Source organism: Cyanobium usitatum str. Tous, from assembly GCF_963920485.1.
GTDB lineage: Bacteria > Cyanobacteriota > Cyanobacteriia > PCC-6307 > Cyanobiaceae > Cyanobium_A > Cyanobium_A usitatum_A.
Window position 1 is genome coordinate 599537 of the sequence record NZ_OY986431.1, and the last position, 24677, is coordinate 624213.

Sequence of the window (24677 nt, forward strand, 5' to 3'; positions counted from 1 at the left end):
CATGGCGGGGCTGCCCTTTCTCAGGGTAGGTCTTTGCTGAGATTGCCGGTCGTTCGTCAGAATTATGTCTACTCCTGGACTCTGAGATCCAAATCCTTTAAGGGGTCATGAATAACAACCCCGGCTCTGACAATGCAATGAGAACGCAGGTTTGTGGATGGCGGCCATGCTGTCCTCATGGTGCTGCGCTTTCTGTGAGCAATTGCAACATCTTGCTGGCCAATTAAAAGTCGGCTAGTTACCTTTGTAAGGTTGCTCATTTCAAATTCAAATCATGAAGGTATCCTCGGCTTTGGCTAGCGCCTGCATGGCAGCGCTGGTTGGTTTGGCGGGCTCTACGGCCGCTCTGGCCGACGATGATGCAAAGATCGAAGCGCGCATCGGCACCTGGGGCAGGGCCTGCAAGAACGAAGTGGCCGTGAAATACCCCAAATCAAATATGTCTGAAATCAGCGTTGAAGTGGGTGCCACCCTCAAGCAAAGCATCGATGCCGGTGAAACAACCCTGAAAGACATCAAAAAGAATGGTCTTAGCTTCAACTGGCAGTTCAAGAAACACACCGGATACTGCAACACCGATGGCAATGGCAATGTCACGGAGTTCGTGAAGTTTCAGTGATGAATGGAGTCTCTAGGGGTTCGAGCCTCTGGAGATCAGCCCTCCAGCTTGCCAAGCTCACGCCTTGCTGAGCCAGAGCATTCAGCAGGTCGTTGAGAGGGTTGCCAATCGCTGCATTGCTGACGCTGTTTGGCTGCCATGCTCCATATTGGAAAAGTGAGGGCAGCGAGGCACTTCGCCGCGACTGGTGGCGAGTAACGCCTCCACTCCGAGGCGGTCGGCCTAGATCCCGCCTCCCACCACGGGGCGAATGGCGTCCACCATGGCCCCCTGCGCCAGATGGCTTTTCACCACCACGCCATTGTTTGCAGGATCAACAGCGTGCGCAGGTCAGGGCAGAGCCCATGGGCTTGCTTCACCAGTTCGAGGCCGCTGCCGGTTTCCAGGTGCTCAGTCACGAAAAGGAAGCCCGGCTGATGGCGTGCGATCAGCTCAAGAGCCTCAGCTTCAGTGGTCACCGCACCCACCACCGAGGCGGGCTCAGGCGCTGCGCACACGAAGAGCGAAAGCAAGGCCCTGCTCCCGAAGCAGGCCACCGTGCTACTGGCCCCCATGAGGTTCAGCACCTGCTCGCGACTGGCCGCAAGCTGGGGGATCCGGGGTGTGATGTCCATCCTCCGGATTGTGCTCATAGTCGTTGTCTTCGGCAATCAAGGCGATCACCTGGCCTGTAGATCTCTGGCCCCATCCCTAGTCATTGCTTAGGTGGCTGCATCGCGAGCGAGAGAGACAAGGCGCCAACGCTCCCTTCGCCAGGGCGTAGCCAATCGGGATCAGGGCAAAGGGTTAATGCAGGACACCATCAGGCCCGTGGACGACCCGATGGCATGGAAGGAAACGCTGCAGGTGAGTGCAACGCCGAGCAAGAGCAATGAGGCCCACTGGCAGGGATCGAGAGGGATTCGCATGCTGGTTGGATCACTACCACCAGTAGATATTTAGATCAACTCGTCTGCATCCCCCGCTTGGGGGAAGGAGGTGGCTGCCTAAGGCTTGGGTTGTTCAGTTGGTGAGATTGCTGGTGGCTGGGCGGAGCTGCTGCCGCTGCCGGCTCCGATTCCGGTGAGTCCGACCAGCCCTTCCAGCAGACGCCGGCTCAGCGTGCTCACCCGCTGCAGTTCCTCGAGGGTGCTGATCAGGGCCGGCCTGCTGCCAGCGAGGAGGCGTTGGGCCTCGGTGGCGGTTTGGGCCGCGCTGGAGCCGGTGCGTTCCATCTGTTGGAGCGTGTGGCGTAGCTGCGGTGCGGTGGAGGCGGCTTCGCGATCCAACGTGTTGGCTAGTCGGCCGGCATCCTGCAGCGTGCGACGCATGTCTCCCATCACACGAGGGATGTCACCGGCGGTGAGTTCAGCGGTGTTGCGCAGGGTGGCCTGCAGCAGCAGCTGGGTCTGCGCCAGCTGATTGATCACGCTGCTGATCGCGATGGGCTCTTCGTAGGGCAGGCTGTGCTTGCCGGCTTTGGCCCGCTTGGATGGGCCTTGGGGGTCGGGGCTGATCACCACAAATTGATCGCCCACGAAGCCTTCTTGACCTTGGCTGGCCACACTTCGGGGCCCGATCAGATCGGCGTAGCGCTCGGCTATCTGAAGTTCCACCCTCACGCTGGCGTCGGGTTGGAGTGCCAGCGCTTTCACCTTGCCCACCGGCAATCCGGAGATGCGCACCTCAATGAGAGCGCCTTGCTGGCGTCCCTGGTGACCCATGAGGCGGGCTTTGTGAGCGCCAATCCCACCCTGGCGCCGGATCAATCCAGCCTGAACAGCCCTTCGGCGGCCTATCTGCTGGCTTCAGAACTCAAGCGTGGCAGTGCCTGCAGCGCCGATTTCTCCCTGGTGGACCATTTCGCCCTGGCCCCCTTGCCGTTGTCGGAGGTGCGGCAGCAGTTCAACGTCGGCCGGCCACTCCAGCCCAGCCCCGTGGATCACCTGTTCTGGGACTGCTGGCGGGTTTCGCGCGGCGATTCCCCGAAGTAACGGCGGTAATCAGCGGCCGTGGCTCCGCAGGCCAGCAAGCCGGCGCGCACCATCAGCTCGGCGGTGGAGTGCTGGCGCTGCTCGGGATCGAGCAACAGCTGGCGCAGGTGCCGCAGGCGCAGTCGCTTGAGTTCCGCCATGGGCGAGTGGCCCCGATCCTCCAGGAAGGCGTATTGCAGCGTTCGCGTCGACACGCCCATCGCCGTGGCGATTCGGCGGATGTCGATGGCCTCGTGCAGGTGCAGGCCCATCCATTGGCTGGCCTGCTCCACATAGGCCCGTCGCCGCACCGTGGTGATGCGCTCCCGGGGCTGGCCCTGCAGGAGGGCGGTTTGGAGTTCCCAGCTCTGGAGCGCATCCAGCAGCGCCAGGGCGGCATGCTCCGCCCCGGCACGGCCGATGGCCACGGCCTCGGCAAAGCCCAGGGCGGCCTTCACCAGGAATCGGTTGTGACGTCCGGCCCCGATTCGGGCGGGTGCGTTGGAGTGGAGCTGATCGGGGGGCAGCACGATCGAGAGCCCTTCCAGCCGCAGGCTCGTGATGCCTTCCAGCCGATCGCCCGGCCGCATCAGCAGGGCTTCGCCGGGCTCGGCCGTTTCCCAGTGGCCGTTGATTCGTTCCTGGCTCCAGCCCTGGAGAGGCAACCACAGCACCGCCTTCTTCGCGTCCTGGATGCGTTGCAGCTCCATCTGTCCCTGCCCCTGCAGGTGCAGCAGTTGGAGGGGGCCCGCCTGGCCGATGGCCAGACGGGTGCGGAAGCTGCTCGAGGGGGAGCGGAGGGTGGTGCGATGGTCCCCGAGGGTGCCTTCAATCACCAGCCGCCACTGGTCGAAGTCGTGGCTGTCGAGCACCGGGGTGAGGGCCGGTCCCGAAAACAGCGCTGGCAACAACGCGTCTTTCATCAGCAACAGCTGGCGTTGTCCGGGGCTTCACCGGCGCTCACGCCCGTGAAGGGCAGGCTGCTGCCGCAGCCGGGGAAAAGGCCGTAGTGGCGGCTGAAGTCGCCGATGAACGTGAAATGGGGCGCCAACCGGGTGGCCTGCAGCATCCGGAACGTGTTGCCGCACACCGGAAACACCCGGCCGGTTTCGATGGCGTGGTGGCCATCGAGGTCGAAGCGGTGGGGGTGGTGGGGGATCGTGCCGCGGTAGATCACGGCCTGGCCATGGTCTTCGCAGGCATCTTCCAGTTCGGCGATCTGGAACAGGCGGTAGGTGGCGGAATAGAAGCGGGCCTCGCCCACCAGGGGCGCCAGGGCTGGTTCGGTGATCCTGAGCTCGCGGTCGCTCACCAGCCGTGGGTCGGGGAAGCCGGCGCCCTTGGCGAGGCGCAGAAAGTCGTTCCAGTAGAGCGCTCCGCCCAGGCACTCGCCGTAGAGCACCGGATCGCGCCGCACCGCGTCCGGCAGGCGCCGATCCACGTACACATCCGAGAAGTACAGCTCCCCGCCGGGCTTGAGCAGCCGTTTCACCCCCCGCAGCACCGCCGCCTTGTCGGTGGAGAGGTTGAGCACGCAATTGCTCACGATCACGTCGAAGCTGCCCGGCTCCAGGGGCAGCGCCTCGAGCGCTTCGATCGTGCCCTCCAGAAACGACACGTTGGCGTAGCCGAACTGTTCGGCATGGAAGGCCAGGTGCTCGCGGGCCACGGCCAGCTGCTCCGCCGTCATGTCGACGCCCACCACCGAACCGCTGGGCCCTACCAGCTGGGCCAGGGCGTAGACGTCCCGGCCCGTGCCGCAGCCCAGATCGAGGATGCGGCAGCCCTCCAGCAGGGGCGGGCACACCAGGCCGCAGCCGTAGTAGCGCGCCAGCACATCGGGGTGGATCCGGGCCAGCAGCGGCCGCAGCCAGTCCGGCACCGCGTCGGCATCGCAGCAGGCGCTGGTTTTGAGGTCGGCCGTGCCGGTGAGCTCCTGGCCGTAATAGGCCTGAACGGCGGCTTGGGTGGGCATGGCGGCGCGCGGCCTGGCGAGATGGGTTCAGTTTGCCTCTCTCAGATGCTCGGCCAGGGCGGCCACCAGCCGTTGGCGGGCTTGGCGGGAGGCCCAGCCGATGTGGGGCGTCAGGATCAGGTTTGGCACCTTTTTAAGGGACTCCAACTCTGCGCCTGGGGGCTCCTTTTCAAGTACGTCGAGGGCGGCTCCGGCCAATGCCCCTCGCTTGAGAGCATCCAATAGGGCCGGCAGCTCGATCAGGCCGCCCCGGCCCAGATTCACCAGCACGGCCGCCGGCTTCAACCAGCTCAGCCGCTCGGCGTTGATCAGGCCCCGGGTTGCCGGGGTGAGCGGCGCATGCAGGCTCAGCACATCTGCCTGGCGTAGGGCGGCTTCGAGTTCGCCGGCACTGCTGCGGCTGGTGATCAGGCGCACCTCCATCCCAAAGGCTTCCGCCACGGCCGCCACGCCTCGGCCGATGGTGCCGGCTCCCAGCACGGTGAGGGTGCGGCCGGCTAGTTCATTAAATTCCGGCTCCACCAGGGAAAAAACTTGGCTGCGTTGCCAGTCGCCCTGCAGCACCTGGCGCCGCCGGGTTTGCAGATCGCAGACCAGCTCGAGGATCAACGCCCAGGTCACCTGCACCACCGAGGCGGTGCTGTAGCGACCGGCATTGCGCACGGCGATGCCGAGCTCGCTGCAGGCCTGGCCATCGATCTGGTCGGTGCCGGTGCTAGCTGCGCAGATCAGCCGCAGCTGGGGCAGTTGCCGCAGCAGCTCCCCATCCAGCTGGATCTTGTTGGTGATTGCGATCGCGGCCCCCTGCAGCCGCTCCAGGCGGAGCTCCGGCGGGGTGCTTGGCCAGCAGATCAGCTCGGCATGACGCTCCAGGGGGGCCAGGTCTACCGGGCCCAGGCTGAGGGCATCGAGGAAGACGGCTCGGGGTTTGCTCATGGCACCTCTTCGCAACTGCATCTATTATTCGCAACTGCATCTATTGTTGAGAAGCCTGGGAACACGCTGTGACCGCCCGACTCAGCCCTGGAGCCCAGCCCCCGCCCGCAACCCTTCCCGCTGGTGGAGATGGCCTGCGCTCCAGCCTGCACGATCGCGGCCAGAGGCTGACGCCCCAGCGCCAGCGGGTGCTGGCCCTGTTTGAGCGCATTGGTGAAGGCAGCCACCTGGGCGCTGAAGAGGTGCACCAGCGCCTGCTGCGCAGCGAGGAGCGGGTGTCGCTCGCCACCGTGTATCGCACCCTGCGGCTGTTGAGCTCCATGGGGCTGCTGCAGGAGCTGGAGCTACCCGAGGGTGGTCGCCGCTTTGAGCTGGCAAGTGATGCCCACCGCGACCATCACCATTTGGTGTGTGTGCGCTGCGGCCGCACTGAGGAATTTGAAAATTCTGCTGTGCTCCAGGCTGGCGAGCGGGCCGCTGCTGGTTATGGCTTTCGCTTGCTTGAGTGCGTGCTCAACGTGCGAGCCCTCTGCCCCAGCTGTGCGGCGGCTGAGTAGTTCCCAAAAACATCGCAAGGCAACCCCTAAACGCAGCCTTTTGCAAAAGCGTCAGTGCAGCTGACGGCATCGGCAGTGCTCCTTAGCTTTTGGAAAGCGAATTCACCCATGCTTGCCAGCTGCCTTCGATGCCTAGCTCCGAACCCAGCTTGTTAGTTGTTTTTGACCAGGGACTGGCCACCCTGGCCATGGCCCTGCGCAGCGTGCTTGAGGCCTTCTCGCTCGCCACGGTGCTGCTCGGTTTGTTGATTACCCTGCGAAAAGCCTGGCAGGGCTGGCGTGCCCGGCGGCGCGGCCCCAGTGGTTTTCAGGCGGTGAGGCTCACCTTCGGCAGCTGGTTGGCGATGGCCCTGGAGTTTCAGCTTGGGGCAGACATCGTTGCCACCTCCACTTCCCCTACCGGTGCCCATCTGGTGCAATTGGGCGTGGTGGCCGTGATCCGCACCTTGCTCAATGTGTTTTTGGCCCGTGATTTGGAGGCTGAAGCATCCCATCGATCCCCGAGCCCGGAGGGGCGCCCATGAATCTCACCAACGAACTGGCCAAGCAGCGCAACCGGGATGCGGCCGAACGCACCCTGATGGCCTGGATCCGCACCTGTCTCTCCTTGATTAGTTTTGGCTTCGGCTTAGACAAGATCGTTGAAGCAATTGATCGCAGCGGCGGCGGCCAAGGTGCCCAAGTCGAGTGGGGGGTGCAGTTGGTGGCTGCGGCCTTCACCATCACGGGGATTCTCGCCATGGCGGGAGCCACGGTCCAATACCGCCGCGAGCTGCGCCGTCTCCAACTAGACGACTACATCTACCGAGATAAGCCCCACATAGCTGCTGCTACAGCTGTGATGCTCACTTTGATCGGCGTGCTGGCACTGGGGCTGATTGCTGCCCGCGCCGGCAGCTAGGCCCCTGCCACCTGGCTCTTTTTTGATCTGCTGTTCAGCGTCTTGCTCCGATGGATCAATCCCCGCCCCTGCTGGTTTCTGCAACCCTGTTCGCGATCATGTTTGCCCTGGGGGTGGGCTTGCCCCTCGATGGCTTAAGTCGCTGGCAGCAGCACCGGGGGCTGCTGTTGCGTGGTCTCATCGGCACCTGCCTGCTCGTGCCAGTGGCAGCCGCGCTGTTGCTGTTGTTGCCATCAACCATGGCCCTCTCCCAGCCGGCTCGATTTTCCATCGCCCTGATGGCTGTTTGCCCCAGTGCCCCCCTGCTGATGCGCAAGGCGGGCAAGCAGGGGGGAGATCGCATCCTGGCCGCCCTACTCCAGGTGGCCGCAGCCCTGGCGGCGATCATCACCATTCCCCTGCTGGCGAGCGGCTTCACCCGTATCTTTGGAGTCGAGGGCTGGCAGGTTCAGTCGCACCACGTAGCTGCGCAGGTGGCTCTGGTTCAGCTGCTGCCCCTGTTGTTGGGTTTGTCATTGAGGCGCTTAGCGCCCAAGTGGGCAAGCCGAATGGAGAATCCTCTCGATCGCCTCGCTAATGGGTTGCTGCTGCTGCTCGTATTGGCGGTGCTGTGGAAAACGGCGCCGCTTTTGGTTGCCTATGTAGGCGCAAATTTGATAGCCCTGCCGGTGATGGCGGCTCTGGTGTTGATCAGCCTGGCTTTGGGATATGGCATGACAAACCGGGATCCCTGCCTGGGGGTCACCTTGGCATTAGTAACATCAATGCGAAACCCAGGCCTTGCCTTGTTGCTGGCCGGCATTTATGCCCCGGAAGTGCCAGCCGTCAAACTTGGCATTCTGGTGTATCTATTGATGACTGTGCTGCTATCGATTCCATTTTTGAGGTGGCAGCGGCGTCTTCAGGGCTGAAATATGTTGGATGCAATTGAGCTGGAAGATTCGCTCCTAGCATTCATTCTTTGCATTTGCGCCAATATTTGCATTTGCGCAAATAAATTCTGGCCTTAATATTTGGGTGTGAAGAAGTGCATAGCTTCCTTGCGATGTGCTGTCAGCATTCCATCCTTTGAGCAGGCGTATTCGTCTCTTTCCTTCCCATGCCAAACGGAAAACCCAACGTTCTCATCCTCTGGGGTGACGACATCGGCCAAAGCAATCTGAGTTGCTACAGCGATGGCTTGATGGGCTATCAGACCCCCAACATTGACCGCGTAGCCAAGGAGGGTGGTCGCTTCATCCATTACTACGCCGAACAGAGCTGCACCGCTGGTCGTGCGGCGTTCATCTCCGGCCAGAGCGTCTTCCGCACCGGTCTTAGCAAGGTGGGGCTGCCTGGCGCCGAAGCTGGCTTTAAAGCGGAAGATCCCACCATTGCTGAACTGCTCAAGCCCCAGGGTTATCGCACCGGCCAGTTTGGCAAAAACCACTTCGGCGATCGCGATGAGCATCTGCCGACCATGCACGGTTTTGACGAGTTTTTTGGCAACCTCTATCACCTCAACGCCGAGGAGGAGCCGGAGCTGCGCGACTATCCCACGCCTGAAGATTTCCCGAACTTCAAGGAGCGCTTCGGTCCCCGCGGTGTGTTGCATTGCTGGGCAAATGGTGACGGCAGCCAACGGATTGAAAACACCGGCCCCCTAACCCGTAAGCGGATGGAGACGGCCGATGATGAATTCATGGCTGAGGCAAAGCGTTTCATTAGCGATGCCGTTGCATCTGGTGAACCCTTCTTCGTCTGGTTCAACACCACCCACATGCACTTCCGCACCTATGCGCGTCCCCAGGATGTGGGCCGCAGCGGTCGCTGGCAGTCGGAGTATCACGACGTGATGATCTATCACGACGAGTGCATTGGTGAAATGCTCAACCTGCTCGACGAGTTGGGTGTCACCGATGACACCATCGTGATGTATGGCACCGACAACGGTCCCCACATGAACAGCTGGCCTGATGCCGGCATGACACCCTTCCGCAGCGAGAAGAACACCAATTGGGAAGGGGCTTATCGGGTGCCGGCCCTAGTGCGCTGGCCGGGGCATATCGCTCCTGGCACCATCTTCTCGGGTATCTGTAGCCACCTCGACTGGCTGCCCACCATCCTGGCGGCGGCCGGTGAGCCTGAGATCAAGGAGAAGCTCAAGGCGGGCTATCAGGTGGGCAATAAGACCTTCAAGGTGCACCTTGATGGTTACAACATGCTCGATTATTGGACTGGCCAGGCTGATAAGAGTCCCCGGGTTGAGTTCTTCTACTTCTCCGACGACGGTGACTTTACCGGCCTGCGTTACGACAACTGGAAGTTTGTGTTCATGGAGCAGCGCTCCCAGGGCACCTGCCAGATCTGGGCCGAACCGTTTACGGCTTTGCGGGTACCCAAGATCTTCAACCTGCTCACCGACCCCTATGAGCGCGCTGATGTGACCTCAAACACCTATTGGGACTGGATGTTTGATCACATTTTCCTGCTGGTACCAGCCCAGACCTACGTGGCCCAGTTCCTCGCTACCTTCGCCGAATACCCACCCCGCCAAAAGGCTGCCAGCTTCTCGCTGCAGCAGGTGATGGAGAAGATGGTGAACACTGTCGGCGGCCCCTGATCCTGCCGCCATGTCAGCCGGCACCGCCCGATCCCCCGGTCGTCCCCCATTCCCCGGAATGGTGTGGATACCGGCGGGCGGCTTCCGGATGGGGTCAGACCACCACTACCCCGAGGAGGCTCCGGCCCATGAAGTTGAGGTAGAGGGCTTCTGGATCGATCGCACGCCCGTCACTAACGCCCAGTTTCGGAGCTTTGTGAAAGCCACCGGCTACCGCACGCTGGCGGAGCAGCCAGCAAATCCCGCTCACTATCCCGGCGCCAATCAGGAACGATTGGCGCCTGCATCAATAGTTTTTGTGCCGCCCCCGGGGCCGCTGGGGCCTGGCAGTCACTACCGCTGGTGGCAATATCTCGCCGGAGCAAATTGGCGTCATCCGGAGGGGCCGGGCAGCTCGATTAAGCGCCGCGAGCAGCATCCGGTGGTCCATGTCGCTTGGGAGGACGTTTTGGCCTACGCCAGCTGGTGCGGCAAGCAGTTGCCTACGGAGGAGGAATGGGAGCGGGCAGCTTGGGGCGGCCTGTGCAATGCCGAGTTTGCCTGGGGTGAAGAGCTCTATCCCGGTGGGGTGCCCCTAGCTAATACCTTTCAGGGTGATTTCCCCCACTACAACAGCCGCTTAGATGGCTACGAGCGCACCTCCCCCGTAGGCGCTTTCCCTGCCAACGGCTATGGGTTGGTCGACATGATTGGCAATGTGTGGGAGTGGACCGCTAGCTGGTACGGCCCGCACCAGCAGAGCACGGGAGGCTGTTGCGCCGAAGCTGCTGCCCAAGCCCAAGCGCGAGAAGCAAGCATTGATCGCAACTCGCAGCACGGCGAGCAACCACGTAAAGCGGTTAAAGGTGGTTCTTATTTATGTGCACCTAGCTATTGCCGCCGCTACCGCCCCGCAGCCCGCATGGCCCAGGGGCTTGATACCTCCACGGGCCATATGGGTTTTCGCTGTGTGGTGAGGCCCTCAGAGCTGGCGACGCTCTAAAGCTTCTGCCAGGCGGGTGGCGGCAGCAGCAAGTTGAGCCTGGGGATCGGGTGCTGCTGAGATCGGTCGTTCGCCACGCTTCATGGCTTCAATGCCGCGCACGATCAGGAACACCACGAAGGCGATCACGATGAAATTGATCAGCGCCACGAGCACAGCTCCTGCTGGCCAAGCGCTGATAGCCGACACATTGGCAGCTTTCAGTGCAGGAGCGAGTAGTGAGGTCATCACAAGGCTGACTACCGCATCAACTACCTTGCCAAATGCTCCGCCGATAACCACGGCAATAGCGAGGTCGACGACATTGCCTTTGCCGACAAATGCCTTGAAGTCTGAGAGAAAAGTGCTGCGACGTTTCATTTTTGGTTAGAAGAAGAACTTGAGGCCAATTTCAAAGCCGTTCCGATAGCTGCTGTAGCCACTGTCGGGGGTGTCGCCAGTATTGTAGTTGATCCCCGAATAGCGCCAGGAAATATTTAGGTCAGTGTTGTTACCGACTGCATAGCCAAGGCCAACTTGGGCGTTTCCGGAAAGATCTTCTGATCCACTGAGCCCAAAGCCACCGATGTCGGCACGGGCAAATGCCCGTAAGCGAGGAGACATGAAAATCGTAGCCTGGGTTCCCAAAAGAGGTTGAACCCAGGTGCGTCCAAAAGAACCTTCGCGTTCAAAACTGATCCGACCTCCACTGCCTTGAATCTGGGCTGCCACATCCAATTGGGCATCAATTACCCGTATGCCGGCGTAGGGGATTAGGCTGAATTGCCCAGGTTTGCCCACCGCAGCTTCTCGATCCCCAAAGCGATAGCGCAGGGCAAGGTCGTAAATCCCCTGAGAGGCGGTGACTTCAGCACTGCCCGTAAAGATTCCTCGCTCGCCTGTTTTCGATCCGTATTGCCCCAGTTTAACGTAATCCAGATCGACTAAAATACCTAGTCGATCCTTTTCGATGCTGCCGCGCAGGGTGGTTGCCCACTTCAGTTTGGAAAGAACTTCACCGAGATTCAGATCGGTGTCGGTACTGAAGTTTCTTGTTCCATTTGTGACTGTTGTTGTCCCGGTGCTACGCACTGGAGCAAAGCCATATAACTCAATTGTGCCTGCCCAAGGAGAGACAGCCGCTGACTGGGGTGTGGAGACAGTGGGAGTCTCTTCGCTAGGGGGATCACCAGCAGCGGGATCAGACTGCTGCGCGCGCAGTTCACTAGTGAGGCCGCCGCCCAGGCTGAGCCCTAAAAAGATTGTAATTGCTCTGGCCTGCTGCCTGGCTTGATTGCCAAGAAGTTGCTTCATCATCTCGGCTAATACATGGAAGAAGGAACGATGGCGTGCATTTTTGCCATCAATTTTTGCAATCAAAAAAGTTGGATCTGTCGGCCTAGCAGCGACAGATCCATGGGCTGTTAGCCAGTTAAACCGATCCGTATGCCACTTGGCAGGCGGCATTGAGGAGTTCGGCTTCTTCGGCGTTGCTGGGCTCTTGACCGTTGATTGTGCCCTGGTTGCAATTGGCGGTTAGCTGGTAGTTGTTGCCATTGGCCTGCGTCACGAAACTCACTGAATTGCTACCGGATGGTTGGACCGTTCCGTATAGCAACTGGTAGTTAGTGTTGGGCACCACAATGTAGGTGGTGTTACTGCTTACAGCATTATTAACAGAGTCGTTAATGATTGCCGCGGTGGCGAGAGTTGCCACGCCCCAGGCTGCTGCCCGGGTGCCCCACCATCCCCAAGTTGGGGTTGACCAGCCGCCATACCAGCCGTAGTTCCAAGGGCGTGCCACACCCCATCCGGGCCTTGCCCAGCCTGGGCGTACATTGACATTGTTGATATTGACGCTTCGGTTCCAGTTGCGATTAATATCGCGATTTATATTCCGATTCACGTCACGATTTACATCGCGGTTTACGTCACGATTGATATTTCTATTGCCGTCTCGATTCAGGTCGCGATTGCTATCACGGGTGGCGATTCGCTCACCGCCTTGGCCTGCGCCTGTTAATTGACGAGTGCCAGCTGCTGGACGGTTAGTCGTCTTTGCCCGGTTTAGGGAAGGCCCACCTGCCCCGCCAGCTCCCGAACCAACCCTGGCATTGTTGCTCCAGCCACCGGTGGGCCGGCTTGAGCCGCGGTTGAGGCCAGCACCGGCATTGCTGAAACCGCTGTTGCCACCGGCGCGCCTGGCACTGCCACCACCGCCACCACGGGCAAGCAGCTGGGCTGTGCCGTTATCCGGTATGGGGTTATTCGCCATGGGGTGATCAATGGCAAACGCCGTGCCGAGCGGCAGGGCCAACACTCCCGCTAGCGCCAGTCCCAGGCAACGCCACGGGGTTTTTAGTGCACGGCTCATTTGCCGACCCCCTTGCAGCCGTCGTCGTAGCAGGTGAGATCTATGCGGCCATCAGCGCCGAACTGCACCTTGATCAGGTCGCGGCCTGCCGTTGCATCAGGACGATCCTCTTTGACACTGTTGAGGTAATTGGGGTTGATCACGCACAGGTCTCGGCCGTTGAAGCAGATCGTGTTCGTAGAGAAGCGGGCTGCTGCTGAGTCGAGGTTTTTCCAGCTCTTCTTGTTTTCCACCCAAAGGCTCATGCGCACTGGGCTATCGGTGACCCGAATAGTTTCAACTTTTTTGCCGATGCTGTGCCGGTAGAGGGTTGCATTGCCCTTGTTCACAGCTTCCACCACGCAGGCCTGGGGTTCACCGCCTTTGATTCGGCACGTGGTGTCGAGCTTGTAGAGGGTTTCTGCTTGGGCTGTGGCTGGAGCTGCCGCCAGCAGGCTCGCGGCAGCGGCCAGCAAGCCGATGCGGCTGCACAAGGGGTTGCGGTTCAACATGAAGGGCGAATCCCCAACGTCGGTGTGAAGCAATTCCAGGTTGCCTAAGGCTGAGGATTTTGGCTGCAACTTGTAGTCCACAGCTACAAAGGCTGACTTTGCGTGAGCCAGGGGATGCAATTGGTGAAAAAGTAGACAAAAAGCCCGCTTGCAATTGCTAGTTGTTATTGAGAATCGCTTGCAAAAGGCGGCGTTCTTGTTTAGGTTGCGAGTCATTCGCAATAAGCCCTCCGCTGCGGCTATGAGTTTTCGCTTCCTGCCCGCCGATTCCCTTGCCGCCGTGCGCATGCCGGTTGGGCAAACCGTGCTGCTTAACCCCTCTCTGCGCCCCTCAGGGAGCTGCATTGAGGTGCTTGATGGTGTGGCCCGCGTCTTTTGCCCCTGCGAGGAAACCGAGGGGATGACCCTGGCTTTTCTGCAGGCGGGGGATCAGCTCTGTACCGAGCGCCTATGCAGTGAGGGTGTATGCGTCGAGGCGCTCACCCCTTTGAGTTTCCGTAGTGACGCCATACCCCGGCAGGGGGAAGGCTTTGATGCCGTCAATGAATGGACCTTGCAGCTGCTGCGCATCCGTCACTTAGGCAGCGCTGACCAGCGCCTGCACGCATTGTTTGGTCTGCTGGTGCGCCGTCTCGGTCGTCGCTGCGGTAGCTGGTGCGATCTGCCGTTTCGTCTCACCCATGAACGGATCGGTGAATTGATCGGTACCACCCGGGTTACCACCACGCGGCTGATTTCACGGATTCGCCAGGCCCAACTGCTCGAGGCCCCCGCTGGTGAGGCCGGCATGCGCCTGGCGCCGGAATTAGTTGAATCCGCCCCTTTGGCTGCCGCCTGATTGGGGGGCTGATCGGTGCCTGATCGGCTGCGCTTAGTCGCGCTGCTCCAGGGTGGGCACTAGGGCAAATGCCGCTAGCAAGCCAAACGCCATGATCATGACGGCTGGTGCCATTGCGGCACCCACCCTTTCGTCACTGGCGTATTGGAATACACGCACCGCCAGGGTGTCGAAATCGAAGGGCCGCAGGGCCAGGGTGATTGGCAGTTCTTTCACCACATCCACAAACACCAGCAGGGATCCCACCAGCAGCGGCCCCCGCAGCAGGGGCAGGTGAATCCGCCGCAACACCGCCAGCCAGTCGCAGCCCAGGCTGGTCGCCGTTTCGTCGATGCTGGGGGGTATGCGCTCAAGCGCAGCATCAAGCCCCTGTTTTGAGACGGCGATGAAGCGGTCGCCGTAGCCCCAGAGCAGCAGCAGGACTGGGCTGAAGCCAAGGGGGCCGCCCAGAACGATCAGCCCGAGGGCCAGCACACTGCCGGGAATGGCGTATCCCAAGCCGGCGATAAAGCTGAGCTGTTGCACTAGCGGCTGGGGGCTCCAGCGCCGGCAGATGGCCAGCAGCAGCGAACCCAGGCAGGTAACCGCAGTGGCAATCAAGGCCAAGCCGAGGCTGCGGCCTGCAAGCTGGCCCAGTTCTGCGATCGATTCGCTCTGCAGCCCTTGCCAGCCCTGCTGAATCCAGAGGGCTGGAATGGCCACAGCGATAAGGGGTGGCAGCACACAGAACAACTGGGCTAGTGCGGCGCGCCAGCCCGCGAGATGCCAAACGTGGGAGCTGCCCGTTCCGCCTTCAAGGTTCCAGCGCCGACTGCGTTGACGCAATTGACGTTCGCTGGCGATCAACACCGCCACGATCCCTAGTGCCACCAGTGACAGCAGCGCCGCACCCTGGGGATCGCCATCCACCTGCCAGCGATCGAGGATGCCGGCAGAGAGGCTGGGCACTCCAAGCAGGCGCACTGCGCCGAGATCGTTCACCACCTCCATGGCGCTGAGGGCAATGCCGGCGCCGATCGAGGGCAGGGCAATTGGTAGGGCGACGCGAAAAAAACTTCTCCAGGGGCCCACGCCAAGGCTGCGGCTGGCCTCCAGTAGCCGCCTGCCACTGACAGAGAAGCTCTCGGTGCTCAGCAGAAATACGTAGCTGTAGTTAGCCAGGGTGAGCAGCACAATGGCCCAGCCCAGGCCATGGATGCGCAGGCCCCGGTGGCTGCCCCAGTCGATCAGGCTGGCGGCCAGAAGGTAGGCAGGGAAGGCCATTGGCACTAGTTGGGCGATGCGCAGCCAGCGCCGGCCTGGGAAGCGGCAAACCGCGGTGAGCCAGCCGATGGCAGTTCCCACCACGGCACCTAAGAGCCCTTCCCCTACAACCAGCAGCAAGGTGCCCCGAACCTGTCTGAGCCCGTCAAATCCCAGCTCCAGCCTGCTTTCGCCCCTGTTGATCAACACGTCCTTCAACAGGGTGAGCAGGGGCAATAGGGCGAGCCCACTTGCCAAAATCACAACCAGTAAGAGCCAGCTCCGGCTGCTGGAGCGGCCCGGTCCCTGCGCGGGGGCGCCTTGGATCGTGGAGGGCGTCAACGCGATGCCAAGTCGTTACTCCCAGCCAGCCTGCGTCATCAGTTGCACCGCTTCGCGGTTGCGGCGGCCCAGCTGCTCCATGGAGACCGGTGAGGCCTTAAAAGTGCCGAATGCCTTCAGGGTCGGGTTGTTCCCCCAGCCCTTGAGTGGGTATTCGTTGTTGGCGGCGGCGTAGCCCTCTCCTGATTGGGGTGAAACCAGGAACTCGAGCAGACGTTGCGCACCCTCTGGGTTGCGGGAGCTGCGTGTGACGCCACCGGCCGAAATATTGACGTGCGTGGGGTTGGGCCACACAACTTTCAGCTTCGAAGCGGTGCTGCGCTCAGTGCTGTTCTTGTCTTGCAGCATGCGCGCTAGGTAGTACTGATTGGCCACAGCAGCGCCGCACTGTCCCTGTCCCACGGCCCGCAGCATGGGGGTGTCGGAGGTAAAGAAGGGCCGTTTGGTGTTGGCGAGCATGCCCTGCAGCCATTGCTGGGTGGCAGGTTTGCCGCGCCGCACCAGCTCATCGGCCGTGAGCGACTGGTTGTAGACGCTGGCGCGGTTGCGTAGGCAGAGCTTGCCTTTGAGCTCCGGACGGCCGAGGTCGGCGTAGCTGCGGATCAGGCCGGGCTTCACGATTGCTGGGTTGACCATTACGGGGCGGGCCCGGCGGGTCAAGGCAAACCAATGCCCCTTGGGGTCCCGCAGATTGGCCGGCACGTCCTTGTTGAGTTCAGCGGAGCGAATCGACCTAAACAGATTGGCCTCCTGGGCTCGATAAATCCGGGCCGCATCCACCAATACCAGCAGGTCGGCTTTGCTGTTGTTGCCTTCGCTCTTGAGGCGCTGGATCAGCTCGTCATCTTTTCCCTCCAGCAGGTTCACCTTGATGCCGGTGCGTCTGGTGAACTCGCTGTAGAGCTGTTTATCAGTGTTGTAGTGCCTTCCGGAATAGACATTCACTTCCTGGGGGCGGTTATGGGCCATGCCCGCTACCTCGATGGCACCAGCAAGGGTGGTAACTGCTAGGGCAGAAAAGCCAAGGGATAGGCCCCAGGGGCGGGAACGTTGGCAGCTAGTGCTGGGTGGGTGAGTCAAGTTGGAAATGGATTTGGCTTCGACAATGCCCTCAGGCTAAGAACGCTCACGCCTGCCCCCTGTGATCAATGCAAGCCTTGGACGTAACTATTGCTACGCCCAAGGTGGATTTGCTTCTAGATCAGAAGCGGAACTGGGTTAGAATCACTCCACCCCAAAGATCTTTGTCATTGACCTGGTTTGAACTGTTGGTGATGTAGAAGAGCCCTGGAGTGATTGAGATGTTGTCAGTTACCTGGAACTTGTAGAAGAGCTCAAGCGAGAGAGGATCATCTATGCCGCCTCCAGCGCTGGGGTTTTGCCCAATTGCCACACCGGCGATGTTGCCCTTAACGAAGGCGTCATCCCACTGCAAGCCGACGTACCAGGACTGGGAATCGGCGGCTCCAGCTACGCCCCCTGAAATATCAGTGAAGCCATAACCAGCGCTGATCGAGGGGATGATGCCGCTGTCAAGGGGCTGCCAGTAGCCAGCTACGGAGAAGCTGTTGGAGCTCTGGCCAGAGCTCAGGTTGCTGTTTGCTGTGCCGTTGGCATTGATTGTGCGGGTACCGGTGGTGCCGTTGCGGTAGGCGATGGCTGCTCCCCAGTTGGGGGCCTTGTAGCCGATCTGAGCCGTGGTGTTGAGGCTGCCATCGCTGTCGAAGATGCCCTCGTTGGAAATCTCACCATCCTGGGCGATGTAGTTGAGCGAGGCGTTCCAGAAGCCCTGCCCTTTTGCCACCTGTTGCTTCCAAACAGCGCCAAATCCCTGGCCGGTCACTTTGTTGTATGCACCAGGGGTGCCAGCCACGGCGAAGAAGTCGAGCAGCTGGGAGCGGTAGGCAGTGGGAATAAAGGCGAGAATTTCAGTGTTGCGCACCAGGGCACCGGCGGTAAGCGTGAATTGCTTGCCTACCGGGAACTGGTAATAGAGGCGATCGATCGACACCGTATCGAGGCCACCAGCACCTGATGCTCCCGCATTAGTGCTGGAGGCTTTATCCAACTTGAACAGGCTGTCTCCAGCGTTGAAGGGACTGAAGGCCGTGAAGTTACCCGAGCGCAGGCGGGTTTTGAGCAGGTCCTTGCCGGTGAAGCTGGTATCCAGATTCAGGCGCAGGTCGTAATTGAAGGTGGTGCGATCTTGCCTGCCACTGGCGTCAGAGTTGTAGTCGGGAACGCCACCCAGGATGAAGTTCACCTCGCCTTTGAGCTTGGTGGTGGTGGAAAACTGCTGGGCTTCCAGGCTGCCCACCTTGGCCTCAAGTCCGTCGACGCGGCCCTTCAGCACAGCTAGTTCCTTCTTGAATTCATCCATCAACCTCTGCAGCTCGTCGGTCACTTCGGTGACACGGTCGAGGCAGGCATTCAAAAGGGCCGCCGCCTCGTAGCGGGTCATGGCCTGGCCACCCTTGTAGGTGCCGTTGGGATAGCCGGCCACGCAGCCGTATTTCTCCACCAGATTGGTCAGTGCTTGGTAAGCCCAGTCGGTGGGTCTTACGTCGGAAAACTGGTTGACGCTGGTGACCTGGTTGCGGGAGCGCCAAGCCTTGAGCTCATCAATTTCTTGTTGCTCCATGTAGTCATTGATTGCCTCTCTGCCATTCAGCGACGAGATTTCATTGGCAACGGCGCTACCTGGGGCGGCCAAGCTTGGTAAAAGTGCGCCAAAAATGGCAGGCGCAAGCAATAGGCGATGGAACTGATTCATGGACTCCTCACAACAGAAGTTGGTTGATGACCACTGGGGACACAACTAGCCATACTTCTATTGGATTTAGCCGATGGGCGTGCAGACTATTGATTCAAAGTGATGTGATCAATATCACCGGTTTTGCCTGACTCGCACAGGGACCAGCACGGGTTGCATCAGGCCGCCACCACCGTTGTCATCATCGGAATCGGTGGCGAGCCAAAAAGCCAAGCCAAACAAGGCGACAACGCCAGAGAAAAGGATCAGCTCGGTCATGGCGTTTGATTTCGCTTTGCTAAGCGTAGCTAGCTCAGCGAGGTGTTTGTGTAACAAAAGCGTCCGCTTGGGACGGTTCTCACGCCAACTGCGCAAGCGCTAGCAGTGCTCCGGCGATGCTGAGGGCACCTGCTAGGCGCAGTCCCCAGCTGGGGGCCAGCTGGCGGATCACGGCGAAACTCGCACCCACCACGGCCGCTGAGCAGAGGCCTGCCCCCAGCCACCAGCCCAGCAGATCTGCGCTGCTGCCTGTGGCCTCCTGGCCATGCAGCATGGCGTGAATAGCCACTCCACTTGCCAGCACAACGGCCAGCAGCTGGCCCTGGCGAGCAGCCAGCGCTAGGCCAAGACCAGACACCATCAAGGCTGCTAACACCTCGGCGCCTGGCATGTTGCCCCCTAGGGCCCCATACAAGCTGCCAGCAATGGCAGCGGCTAGGGCCACCAGCAATAGCGATGGGCCTGCCAGGGCGGCAGCGCCGCCAACGCCCAGCAGCAACAGCAAGTGGTCTAACCCAAGCAGCGGGTGGCTTGCTCCTGCGGCAAAGCCCGCGCTTGCCAGGCCATGGGCACCGGCTGGCAGGGTCGCCAACAGGCTGAGGGCCAGGCCAGCGGCGGCGGCCGGGGCCAGTTTGCGCAGGTTGGTGGACATCATGAAATTGGCTGGATCCTCTGAGTCAGTATCCCGTTCAAGCGAAGCCCTTGCCGGAATCTTTGGCAACGCACACCTGCAGTTGCTTGCGCAACTGGGCGTGGTCGAGATTTTTACCGATCAGCACGATCTGGTTCTTGCGTCCTGAGCCCTCTGGCCAGTCGGAATCGTCGATCGAGAAGCGCTTGCCAGCCAGGTGGAACACATGGCGGCGCTCACTTTCGTTGAACCAGAGGATCCCCTTGGCCCGAAACACCTCGGCTGGCAGCTGGTTGTCGAGAAAGTTCTGAAATTTGCGCAGGGCGAAAGGCCCCTCGGACGCAAACGACAACGAGGTGAATCCCTCGATGGCGGCGTGGTCGGGGTGATCGGCGTGCTCGTGCTTGTGATGATCGTGGTTGTGGTGCTGGTGGTGGTCGTGGTGCTCGTGTTCGCAGTGGCCGTGATCGTGGTCGCAGGAGCTGTGGTCTGGCTCGGCGCTGAGCTGCTGCTGGGCAACGATTTTGTCGCTTTCGAACAGCCCCACGCTGAGTAGTAGGGGCAGGGGCACTTCGCCCTTCACCGAGCGCAGGATGCGGGCATCGGTCTTGATCTCGCGCAACTGGGCCTCCAGGGCAGCCAGCCGCTCCTCAGCTACCAGGTCGCATTTGTTTAGTAACAGCATGTCGCTGTAAACGATCTGGGCCCGGGCCACCTCGCCCTCCAGCAGCTCGTCGCTGAAGTTCTCGGCATCTACCAAGGTGATGATCGAATCGAGCCTGGTGGCATCTCGCAGGTCGCTGCCGAGGAAGGTCATGGCCACCGGCAGGGGGTCGGCCAGGCCGGTGGTCTCCACCACCAGATAGTCCACCGGATCGGGGCGCTCCAGGATGCGGTACACCGCCTCGAGCAGTTCACCGTTGATTGAGCAGCAGATGCAGCCGTTGCTCAGCTCCACCATGTCTTCGCCGGTGGCAACAATCAGGTCGTTGTCGATGCCGATTTCACCGAATTCGTTGACCAGCACGGCGGTTTTGACCCCCTGCTGATTGCTGAGAATGTGGTTGAGCAGGGTGGTCTTACCAGCCCCCAGAAAGCCGGTGAGGATTGTCACGGGCAGGCCCGTGGTGGTGGCACTGGCGGTCATGGAATGGGGCATGGCTTGGCTGTGAAGACCCTAGGAACCCTTTGCAGCAATCCATTGGGGCAGGGGTTAGCTCGACTCAAAACTGGAAGCTGGTTTTGATCAGGGCACCGAATTGGTTGGCCCCATCCCCATTCCCCCCAGGATTGTTGAGCACGAAGATCGCCGGGGTCACGGAGATGGCATCGCTGACCTGCCACTGATACCACCACTCCCAAGCCCACACGCCGGATTCGCTGGCCGCCCCATTGCGGGTGGCGGTGGCAAAGGCGGGTTGGCCCACTCCCATGCCAAAGCTGTTGCCCTCCGCCAGCACATCGCTCCATTGCAGGCCCACCATCCACGACTGGCTGGTGCGCAGGTCTGAGCCGGAGCTGCCGTTGACGCCGTAACCAGCGCTGATCGAGGGGATCCAGCCGCTCTCGGCCGGCTGCCAGAAGCCGCTGATGCCAAAGGCATTGGTTTTGACGCCGTTCTCCTCGATCTCGGTGGTGATGAAGGGGGTGGCGCCGGGCACACCCACACCGGCCTCGACATAGGAATAGAGCGCGGCGATGCCCCAGTTCTCCTGGCCGTAGCCCAGCTGCACGGTGCTGGTGCCGGCTGAGCTGCTGCTGAATAGGCCCTGGGAGGAATCGGCACCATTGCCTGCCACGTAGTTAGCGCTCACGCTCCAGCCGTTCTGTTGCCACCAGAGGCCCAGGCCTGGGCCGAGGTTTTTGTTGTAGGCCAGCGGTGCACCATTGAGGGTGAGCGCGTTGAGGATGGTGTCGCCTGGATAGGCGCTGGGCCAGAGGGCGAGCATGTCTTCCTGGCCCACGCGGCCGCCGAGGGTGGCCGTGAACTGGCCACCGATCGGAGACTGCCCAAGCGGGAACTGATAAAAGATCTTGTCGATACCCACCACATCGGGGCCACCCTCTTCCTGGAAGGCGATCTCCAGGGTGGAGAGGCCGCCGCCGAAGGCATTGCGATCGCCATCGAAGTTGCCGGCCCTCAGCACGGTGCGCAGCAGATCCTTGCCGCTGAAGCTGGTATCGAGGTTGAGCTGCAGGTCGTAGTTGAACGTGACCTGCTCACCGGCGGGATTGTTGCTCACCCCACCCACCACGAAGCTGGCCAGGCCGGAGAGCTTGGTGGTGGTGGAGAACTGCTGGGCTTCCAGCTTGCCCACCTTGTTCTCCAGGCCAGTGACGCGGCCGGTGAGGGCTGCGAGCTCAGTCTTGAACTCATCCATCAGGCGCTGCAGTTCGTCGGTCACTTCGGTGACACGGTCGAGACAGGTGTTGAGCAGGGCAGCCGCCTCAAAGCGGGTCATGGCCTGGCCGCCTTTGTAGCTGCCGTTGGGGTAGCCGGCGACGCAGCCGTATTTCTCCACCAGGTTGGTCAGCGCTTGATAAGCCCAGTCGGTGGGCTGAACGTCGGAAAACTGGGAGACGCTGGTGACTTGGTTCTTGGCTTCCCAAGCACGGAAGCGATCAACGTCTTGCTGTTGCATGTAGTCGTTGATGGCGGCAGCGCCATTCAGCGACGAGATTTCATTGGCAGCTGCGGTGACCGGTGCCAGTACTCCAGCAGCAGTTGCTGCAAGCAGCAGGGTTGGGCGAATTTTCAAGGCTGCGAAGCGTGGCACGGAGCCAGTCTATAGCAAGAATGAGAACGATTCTCGTTGCTTTTACTGACTGGGCGTCAGCGGATGGCCTGCCAGCGCTGGCTCAGGGCCTGCTGGCCGGATGGGTCGCAGCGACCGCCCAGGCCGTTGACGATCAGGCAGGTGTTGGCGGCGAGGGTGGCCACCAGGTTGCCGTTGCCATCGGGTTCCGCTGCCAGACCGTCGGCCACCAGTGGTGCGGCGGCGATGGGCACACCGCTGAGGCTGCTGACCCGCTGCAGCGCTTTGCCTGCCGGCAGCTGTTCGGCGAACAGCATCGGCACCTGCTCGCGCCGCAATTGCTCCAGCACGGCCTGGAAGGCCTGGGGGCGCAGGTTGTCGCTGCTGCTGCTGGCATCCACCACCGCCAGTTCCTGCAGTCCGTAGGCCCGGGCCAGGCTGGCAAAAGCCCGGTGTCCGGTGGCCAGGGGCCTGGCGGTGGGAATGGTGGCAAGTTGCCGGCGGTTCCAGGCGTCCAGCTGCTGCAGAGTCGCCGTCATCGCCTGGGCCCGGGCGGCAATGGGGGCTTGGGCGGCAGGCTTTAGCTGCTGAAGTTGCTGGGCCACCAGCAGCACCAGAGCGGCCGCCTGGGTTGGGTCGTGCCACACGTGGGGATCCCGGTCGCCATGGGCATGCTCGTCCTCGTCATGGTTTTCCTCGCCATGGCCATCCTCGTCGTGGTGCTGGTGGGAATCGGCGGTCTTGGGCGGCCCGGCTTTTAGGACCGGGCTGTTTGGTACGGCCAGCTCGGCTACGGCCACGGTTTTGGTCTGGCTTGATCCCGGCTTGGTCAGTGCGGCTAGGGCTGGGGTGAGGCCGAAGCCGTTGATCAGAACTAGCTGGGCCTGGCTGAGCTCCCGGCTCTGCTGGGGCGTTAGCCGGAATTGATGGGGGTCGTCGCCCGGCTGCAAAAGGCAGCTCACCCGTAGGTCGCTGGCGGCTAGGCGTTGGGTGATGTCGCAAAGGACCCCGTCGGCGGCGATCACGTCGGCCGGTGGGGGAGTGCGGCAAGCCTGCAGTCCTACGGCTGCCGCTAATGCCAGGGCGAGAGAGGCAGCTGCGGGAGCGGGGATATGGGTCATAACTGGCACGCCTGGTTCCGCGAATGATAATGGTTCTCAAATTGTCGCCTGGAGGCTGGCTGGGGCTCGTTCTGCTTTGACTAGGCCCCACGCCCTGCTGATGGCGGGTGTGTCGGTGTTTTCTATCTCGATGACTTCGTGCTGGGAGCGCGGGTGCTGGTGCTCGACCATCGTTAGGTTTGCGGTTGCACTGATGGTGTTGCGTGTCGCTTGAGGTGAGTGAGCTGCGGGTGCGCCGCGGCGGCGAGCTGGCTCTCGACGGCGTGGCTTTTGCGCTCGAGCCCGGCACGCTCACCGCCTTGGTGGGCCCCAACGGTGCCGGCAAAAGCACCCTGCTGCAGGCCATTGAGGGTCAGCTGCCGATCGAGAGCGGTTCGATCCGGCTCGATGGGGTGCCCCTCACCTTGGCCTTGGCGCGACAGCAGTTGGCCCTGATGCCCCAGCGGGGGGAGATCGCCTGGCACTTCCCTATCAGTGTGCGGGAGTTGGTGGCCCTGGGGCGGATGGCCGCCAAGCGTCCTGGCTGCTGCGATGTGGAAGCCGCCCTGCAGCGGGTTGGCCTGGCCGGGTTGGCGGGCCGGCGCCTGGATCAGTTGTCCGGTGGCCAGCAGCAGCGAGCCCTGCTGGCTCGCACCTTGGTGCAGCCAGCCAGGCTGCTGCTGCTGGATGAGCCCTGCGCTGCCATCGACCCCCCTTCACGCACCCAGCTGCTCAAGGTGATGGGCCAGCTGCGCGATGCCGGTCTCACCCTGCTGGTGAGCAGCCACGACTGGGGCCGCGATCTCGACGCCTACGACCGGGTGCTGGTGCTCGATCGCTCCCTGCTCGCTGACGGCAGCCCCCAGCAGGTGCGCCAGGCCCTCGGCGACCTGCGGGTAGGCAATCACTGCTGCGGTTGATGGCCTGCTGCTAGCTGGGCTGCTGCTAGCTGGCTTGGCGCTGTTGACAGCTTCCGCAGAGCCCGAAAAATTCCAGGGTGTGAAATAGCAGCTGGAAACCTGCACTCTGGTCGCCGTCTAGGTGCACGTCGTGCATGGGGCAGTTATTAAGAACCACCGTGGCGCCGCAGTCGACACAGGTGAGATGGTGTTCGTCCCGCTCTGTGGGGGCGAACAGGGCTTCGCCGCTGGGCAGGTGGCGGCAACGGATCCAGCCCCGCTGCTGCAGCTGGCGCAGGTGGCGATAAACCGTGGCCAGCCCCATGGGCTGGGAGCCTTGGCGCAGCAGGGCGTGCAGGTCCTGGCCGGAGAGTTCCCGGTCGGCTTGGCGCAACGCCGTAAGCAGCAGCTGCTGGCGGTCGCTTGACGCGGCAACCTGGGAGGGCATGGTCAGAGTGGCTGGGGCGTAG

At 61.6% G+C, this 24677-nt stretch carries 28 protein-coding genes; 10 read left to right on the top strand and 18 right to left on the bottom strand.

Annotation, left to right across the window (positions count from 1 at the left end; genetic code table 11):
- The first annotated feature begins 307 nt into the window (after nucleotides 1–307).
- Nucleotides 308–619 (top strand): hypothetical protein, encoded by a 312-nt coding sequence (locus tag U9970_RS03230; protein ID WP_322765277.1) that lies wholly within the window; start codon nucleotides 308–310, stop codon nucleotides 617–619.
- 287 nt (nucleotides 620–906) lie between these two features.
- Here the strand turns inward: U9970_RS03230 and U9970_RS03235 are convergent, their stop codons facing one another.
- Nucleotides 907–1233, bottom strand: coding sequence for a hypothetical protein (locus tag U9970_RS03235; RefSeq protein ID WP_322765278.1), 327 nt, complete (start codon nucleotides 1231–1233; stop codon nucleotides 907–909).
- 372 nt (nucleotides 1234–1605) lie between these two features.
- Entirely contained in the window at nucleotides 1606–2322 is a 717-nt protein-coding gene (locus U9970_RS03240; protein ID WP_322765279.1) for an MlaD family protein, read from the bottom strand.
- On the opposite strand from U9970_RS03240, the gene U9970_RS03245 reads away from it, so the two are divergent.
- A complete protein-coding gene (locus U9970_RS03245; protein ID WP_322765280.1) occupies nucleotides 2314–2592 on the top strand; it encodes a hypothetical protein in 279 nt (92 codons plus the stop codon). The two genes, U9970_RS03240 and U9970_RS03245, sit on opposite strands and share 9 nt — an antisense overlap.
- Here U9970_RS03245 and U9970_RS03250 read toward each other — a convergent pair.
- Genes U9970_RS03250 through U9970_RS03260 form a run of 3 tightly spaced genes read right to left on the bottom strand, consistent with a single transcriptional unit; the run spans nucleotide 2541 to nucleotide 5482 of the window.
- Complete coding sequence (locus U9970_RS03250) at nucleotides 2541–3494, bottom strand: helix-turn-helix domain-containing protein (RefSeq protein WP_322765281.1); 954 nt, start codon at nucleotides 3492–3494, stop codon at nucleotides 2541–2543. The genes U9970_RS03245 and U9970_RS03250 overlap by 52 nt on opposite strands.
- On the bottom strand, nucleotides 3494–4546 hold the full coding sequence (locus tag U9970_RS03255) for a methyltransferase domain-containing protein (protein ID WP_322765282.1): 1053 nt from the start codon (nucleotides 4544–4546) through the stop codon (nucleotides 3494–3496). Before U9970_RS03255 ends, U9970_RS03250 begins: the two co-directional genes overlap by 1 nt.
- Nucleotides 4547–4573: 27 nt before the next feature.
- A complete protein-coding gene (locus tag U9970_RS03260; protein WP_322765283.1) occupies nucleotides 4574–5482 on the bottom strand; it encodes an NAD(P)-dependent oxidoreductase in 909 nt (302 codons plus the stop codon).
- Nucleotides 5483–5550: 68 nt separating this feature from the next.
- Here U9970_RS03260 and U9970_RS03265 point away from each other — a divergent pair, with 68 nt between their 5' ends.
- The 6 genes from U9970_RS03265 (at nucleotide 5551) to U9970_RS03290 (ending at nucleotide 10524) form a co-directional block, all read left to right on the top strand.
- The gene (locus tag U9970_RS03265) at nucleotides 5551–6039 is read left to right on the top strand and encodes a Fur family transcriptional regulator (protein ID WP_407653070.1); all 489 of its coding nucleotides are present in this window, start codon (nucleotides 5551–5553) and stop codon (nucleotides 6037–6039) included.
- Nucleotides 6040–6167: 128 nt separating this feature from the next.
- A complete protein-coding gene (locus U9970_RS03270) occupies nucleotides 6168–6563 on the top strand; it encodes a DUF1622 domain-containing protein (protein ID WP_322765284.1) in 396 nt (131 codons plus the stop codon).
- Nucleotides 6560–6940: a YidH family protein gene (locus tag U9970_RS03275; RefSeq protein WP_322765285.1), complete on the top strand. Its 381-nt coding sequence runs from the start codon at nucleotides 6560–6562 to the stop codon at nucleotides 6938–6940. Before U9970_RS03270 ends, U9970_RS03275 begins: the two co-directional genes overlap by 4 nt.
- Nucleotides 6941–6990: 50 nt before the next feature.
- On the top strand, nucleotides 6991–7851 hold the full coding sequence (locus tag U9970_RS03280) for a bile acid:sodium symporter (RefSeq protein WP_322765286.1): 861 nt from the start codon (nucleotides 6991–6993) through the stop codon (nucleotides 7849–7851).
- 188 nt (nucleotides 7852–8039) lie between these two features.
- Complete coding sequence (locus U9970_RS03285; protein WP_322765287.1) at nucleotides 8040–9542, top strand: arylsulfatase; 1503 nt, start codon at nucleotides 8040–8042, stop codon at nucleotides 9540–9542.
- A gap of 10 nt (nucleotides 9543–9552) precedes the next feature.
- A complete protein-coding gene (locus tag U9970_RS03290; protein WP_322765288.1) occupies nucleotides 9553–10524 on the top strand; it encodes a formylglycine-generating enzyme family protein in 972 nt (323 codons plus the stop codon).
- Here U9970_RS03290 and mscL read toward each other — a convergent pair.
- From mscL to U9970_RS03310, 4 genes are read right to left on the bottom strand one after another with little or no spacing between them, the layout of a single operon-like run.
- Nucleotides 10504–10884, bottom strand: a complete 381-nt coding sequence (gene mscL, locus U9970_RS03295; RefSeq protein ID WP_322765289.1) for a large conductance mechanosensitive channel protein MscL — start codon at nucleotides 10882–10884, stop codon at nucleotides 10504–10506. The two genes, U9970_RS03290 and mscL, sit on opposite strands and share 21 nt — an antisense overlap.
- Nucleotides 10885–10890: 6 nt before the next feature.
- Nucleotides 10891–11883 (bottom strand): hypothetical protein, encoded by a 993-nt coding sequence (locus U9970_RS03300; protein ID WP_322765290.1) that lies wholly within the window; start codon nucleotides 11881–11883, stop codon nucleotides 10891–10893.
- Nucleotides 11884–11935: 52 nt separating this feature from the next.
- The gene (locus tag U9970_RS03305; RefSeq protein WP_322765291.1) at nucleotides 11936–12877 is read right to left on the bottom strand and encodes a hypothetical protein; all 942 of its coding nucleotides are present in this window, start codon (nucleotides 12875–12877) and stop codon (nucleotides 11936–11938) included.
- Nucleotides 12874–13368 carry a hypothetical protein gene (locus U9970_RS03310; protein WP_322765292.1) on the bottom strand — a complete coding sequence of 165 codons (495 nt, stop codon included), beginning with the start codon at nucleotides 13366–13368 and terminating at the stop codon, nucleotides 12874–12876. Before U9970_RS03310 ends, U9970_RS03305 begins: the two co-directional genes overlap by 4 nt.
- Before the next feature lie 241 nt (nucleotides 13369–13609).
- On the opposite strand from U9970_RS03310, the gene U9970_RS03315 reads away from it, so the two are divergent.
- Nucleotides 13610–14206, top strand: coding sequence for a Crp/Fnr family transcriptional regulator (locus tag U9970_RS03315; RefSeq protein ID WP_322765293.1), 597 nt, complete (start codon nucleotides 13610–13612; stop codon nucleotides 14204–14206).
- A gap of 33 nt (nucleotides 14207–14239) precedes the next feature.
- Here U9970_RS03315 and U9970_RS03320 read toward each other — a convergent pair whose 3' ends face one another.
- From U9970_RS03320 to U9970_RS03355, 8 genes are all read right to left on the bottom strand, one after another.
- A complete protein-coding gene (locus tag U9970_RS03320; protein WP_322766002.1) occupies nucleotides 14240–15712 on the bottom strand; it encodes an ABC transporter permease in 1473 nt (490 codons plus the stop codon).
- Nucleotides 15713–15805: 93 nt separating this feature from the next.
- A complete protein-coding gene (locus U9970_RS03325; RefSeq protein ID WP_322765294.1) occupies nucleotides 15806–16870 on the bottom strand; it encodes an extracellular solute-binding protein in 1065 nt (354 codons plus the stop codon).
- A gap of 121 nt (nucleotides 16871–16991) precedes the next feature.
- Nucleotides 16992–18563: an iron uptake porin gene (locus U9970_RS03330; RefSeq protein ID WP_322765295.1), complete on the bottom strand. Its 1572-nt coding sequence runs from the start codon at nucleotides 18561–18563 to the stop codon at nucleotides 16992–16994.
- A gap of 114 nt (nucleotides 18564–18677) precedes the next feature.
- Nucleotides 18678–18821, bottom strand: coding sequence for a hypothetical protein (locus U9970_RS03335; protein WP_322765296.1), 144 nt, complete (start codon nucleotides 18819–18821; stop codon nucleotides 18678–18680).
- 79 nt (nucleotides 18822–18900) lie between these two features.
- Complete coding sequence (locus U9970_RS03340) at nucleotides 18901–19473, bottom strand: HupE/UreJ family protein (RefSeq protein WP_322765297.1); 573 nt, start codon at nucleotides 19471–19473, stop codon at nucleotides 18901–18903.
- Nucleotides 19474–19510: 37 nt separating this feature from the next.
- Nucleotides 19511–20599: a CobW family GTP-binding protein gene (locus U9970_RS03345; protein ID WP_322765298.1), complete on the bottom strand. Its 1089-nt coding sequence runs from the start codon at nucleotides 20597–20599 to the stop codon at nucleotides 19511–19513.
- 76 nt (nucleotides 20600–20675) lie between these two features.
- Nucleotides 20676–22211, bottom strand: a complete 1536-nt coding sequence (locus U9970_RS03350; protein ID WP_407653071.1) for an iron uptake porin — start codon at nucleotides 22209–22211, stop codon at nucleotides 20676–20678.
- A 74-nt stretch (nucleotides 22212–22285) separates the two neighbouring features.
- Nucleotides 22286–23329 (bottom strand): metal ABC transporter substrate-binding protein, encoded by a 1044-nt coding sequence (locus U9970_RS03355; RefSeq protein WP_322765299.1) that lies wholly within the window; start codon nucleotides 23327–23329, stop codon nucleotides 22286–22288.
- A gap of 203 nt (nucleotides 23330–23532) precedes the next feature.
- Between U9970_RS03355 and U9970_RS03360 the strand changes: the two genes are divergently transcribed.
- Nucleotides 23533–24228 carry a metal ABC transporter ATP-binding protein gene (locus U9970_RS03360; protein WP_106502834.1) on the top strand — a complete coding sequence of 232 codons (696 nt, stop codon included), beginning with the start codon at nucleotides 23533–23535 and terminating at the stop codon, nucleotides 24226–24228.
- A gap of 25 nt (nucleotides 24229–24253) precedes the next feature.
- Here U9970_RS03360 and U9970_RS03365 read toward each other — a convergent pair whose 3' ends face one another.
- Nucleotides 24254–24655 carry a Fur family transcriptional regulator gene (locus tag U9970_RS03365; RefSeq protein WP_254936520.1) on the bottom strand — a complete coding sequence of 134 codons (402 nt, stop codon included), beginning with the start codon at nucleotides 24653–24655 and terminating at the stop codon, nucleotides 24254–24256.
- Nucleotides 24656–24677 lie beyond the last annotated feature (22 nt).

Excerpts from the sequence above, each read along its gene's own strand:
- U9970_RS03240 (WP_322765279.1), bottom strand. The coding sequence starts at position 2,322 with ATGGGTCACCAGGGACGCCAGCAAGGCGCTCTCATTGAGGTGCGCATC.
- U9970_RS03285 (WP_322765287.1), top strand. The coding sequence starts at position 8,040 with ATGCCAAACGGAAAACCCAACGTTCTCATCCTCTGGGGTGACGACATC.
- mscL (WP_322765289.1), bottom strand. The coding sequence starts at position 10,884 with ATGAAACGTCGCAGCACTTTTCTCTCAGACTTCAAGGCATTTGTCGGC.
- U9970_RS03280 (WP_322765286.1), top strand. The coding sequence starts at position 6,991 with ATGGATCAATCCCCGCCCCTGCTGGTTTCTGCAACCCTGTTCGCGATC.
- U9970_RS03330 (WP_322765295.1), bottom strand. The coding sequence starts at position 18,563 with ATGAATCAGTTCCATCGCCTATTGCTTGCGCCTGCCATTTTTGGCGCA.
- U9970_RS03275 (WP_322765285.1), top strand. The coding sequence starts at position 6,560 with ATGAATCTCACCAACGAACTGGCCAAGCAGCGCAACCGGGATGCGGCC.
- U9970_RS03235 (WP_322765278.1), bottom strand. The coding sequence starts at position 1,233 with ATGGACATCACACCCCGGATCCCCCAGCTTGCGGCCAGTCGCGAGCAG.
- U9970_RS03335 (WP_322765296.1), bottom strand. The coding sequence starts at position 18,821 with ATGACCGAGCTGATCCTTTTCTCTGGCGTTGTCGCCTTGTTTGGCTTG.
- U9970_RS03255 (WP_322765282.1), bottom strand. The coding sequence starts at position 4,546 with ATGCCCACCCAAGCCGCCGTTCAGGCCTATTACGGCCAGGAGCTCACC.
- U9970_RS03305 (WP_322765291.1), bottom strand. The coding sequence starts at position 12,877 with ATGAGCCGTGCACTAAAAACCCCGTGGCGTTGCCTGGGACTGGCGCTA.
- U9970_RS03365 (WP_254936520.1), bottom strand. The coding sequence starts at position 24,655 with ATGCCCTCCCAGGTTGCCGCGTCAAGCGACCGCCAGCAGCTGCTGCTT.
- U9970_RS03230 (WP_322765277.1), top strand. The coding sequence starts at position 308 with ATGGCAGCGCTGGTTGGTTTGGCGGGCTCTACGGCCGCTCTGGCCGAC.
- U9970_RS03340 (WP_322765297.1), bottom strand. The coding sequence starts at position 19,473 with ATGTCCACCAACCTGCGCAAACTGGCCCCGGCCGCCGCCGCTGGCCTG.
- U9970_RS03290 (WP_322765288.1), top strand. The coding sequence starts at position 9,553 with ATGTCAGCCGGCACCGCCCGATCCCCCGGTCGTCCCCCATTCCCCGGA.
- U9970_RS03260 (WP_322765283.1), bottom strand. The coding sequence starts at position 5,482 with ATGAGCAAACCCCGAGCCGTCTTCCTCGATGCCCTCAGCCTGGGCCCG.
- U9970_RS03355 (WP_322765299.1), bottom strand. The coding sequence starts at position 23,329 with ATGACCCATATCCCCGCTCCCGCAGCTGCCTCTCTCGCCCTGGCATTA.
- U9970_RS03345 (WP_322765298.1), bottom strand. The coding sequence starts at position 20,599 with ATGACCGCCAGTGCCACCACCACGGGCCTGCCCGTGACAATCCTCACC.
- U9970_RS03250 (WP_322765281.1), bottom strand. The coding sequence starts at position 3,494 with ATGAAAGACGCGTTGTTGCCAGCGCTGTTTTCGGGACCGGCCCTCACC.
- U9970_RS03315 (WP_322765293.1), top strand. The coding sequence starts at position 13,610 with ATGAGTTTTCGCTTCCTGCCCGCCGATTCCCTTGCCGCCGTGCGCATG.
- U9970_RS03310 (WP_322765292.1), bottom strand. The coding sequence starts at position 13,368 with ATGTTGAACCGCAACCCCTTGTGCAGCCGCATCGGCTTGCTGGCCGCT.
- U9970_RS03270 (WP_322765284.1), top strand. The coding sequence starts at position 6,168 with ATGCCTAGCTCCGAACCCAGCTTGTTAGTTGTTTTTGACCAGGGACTG.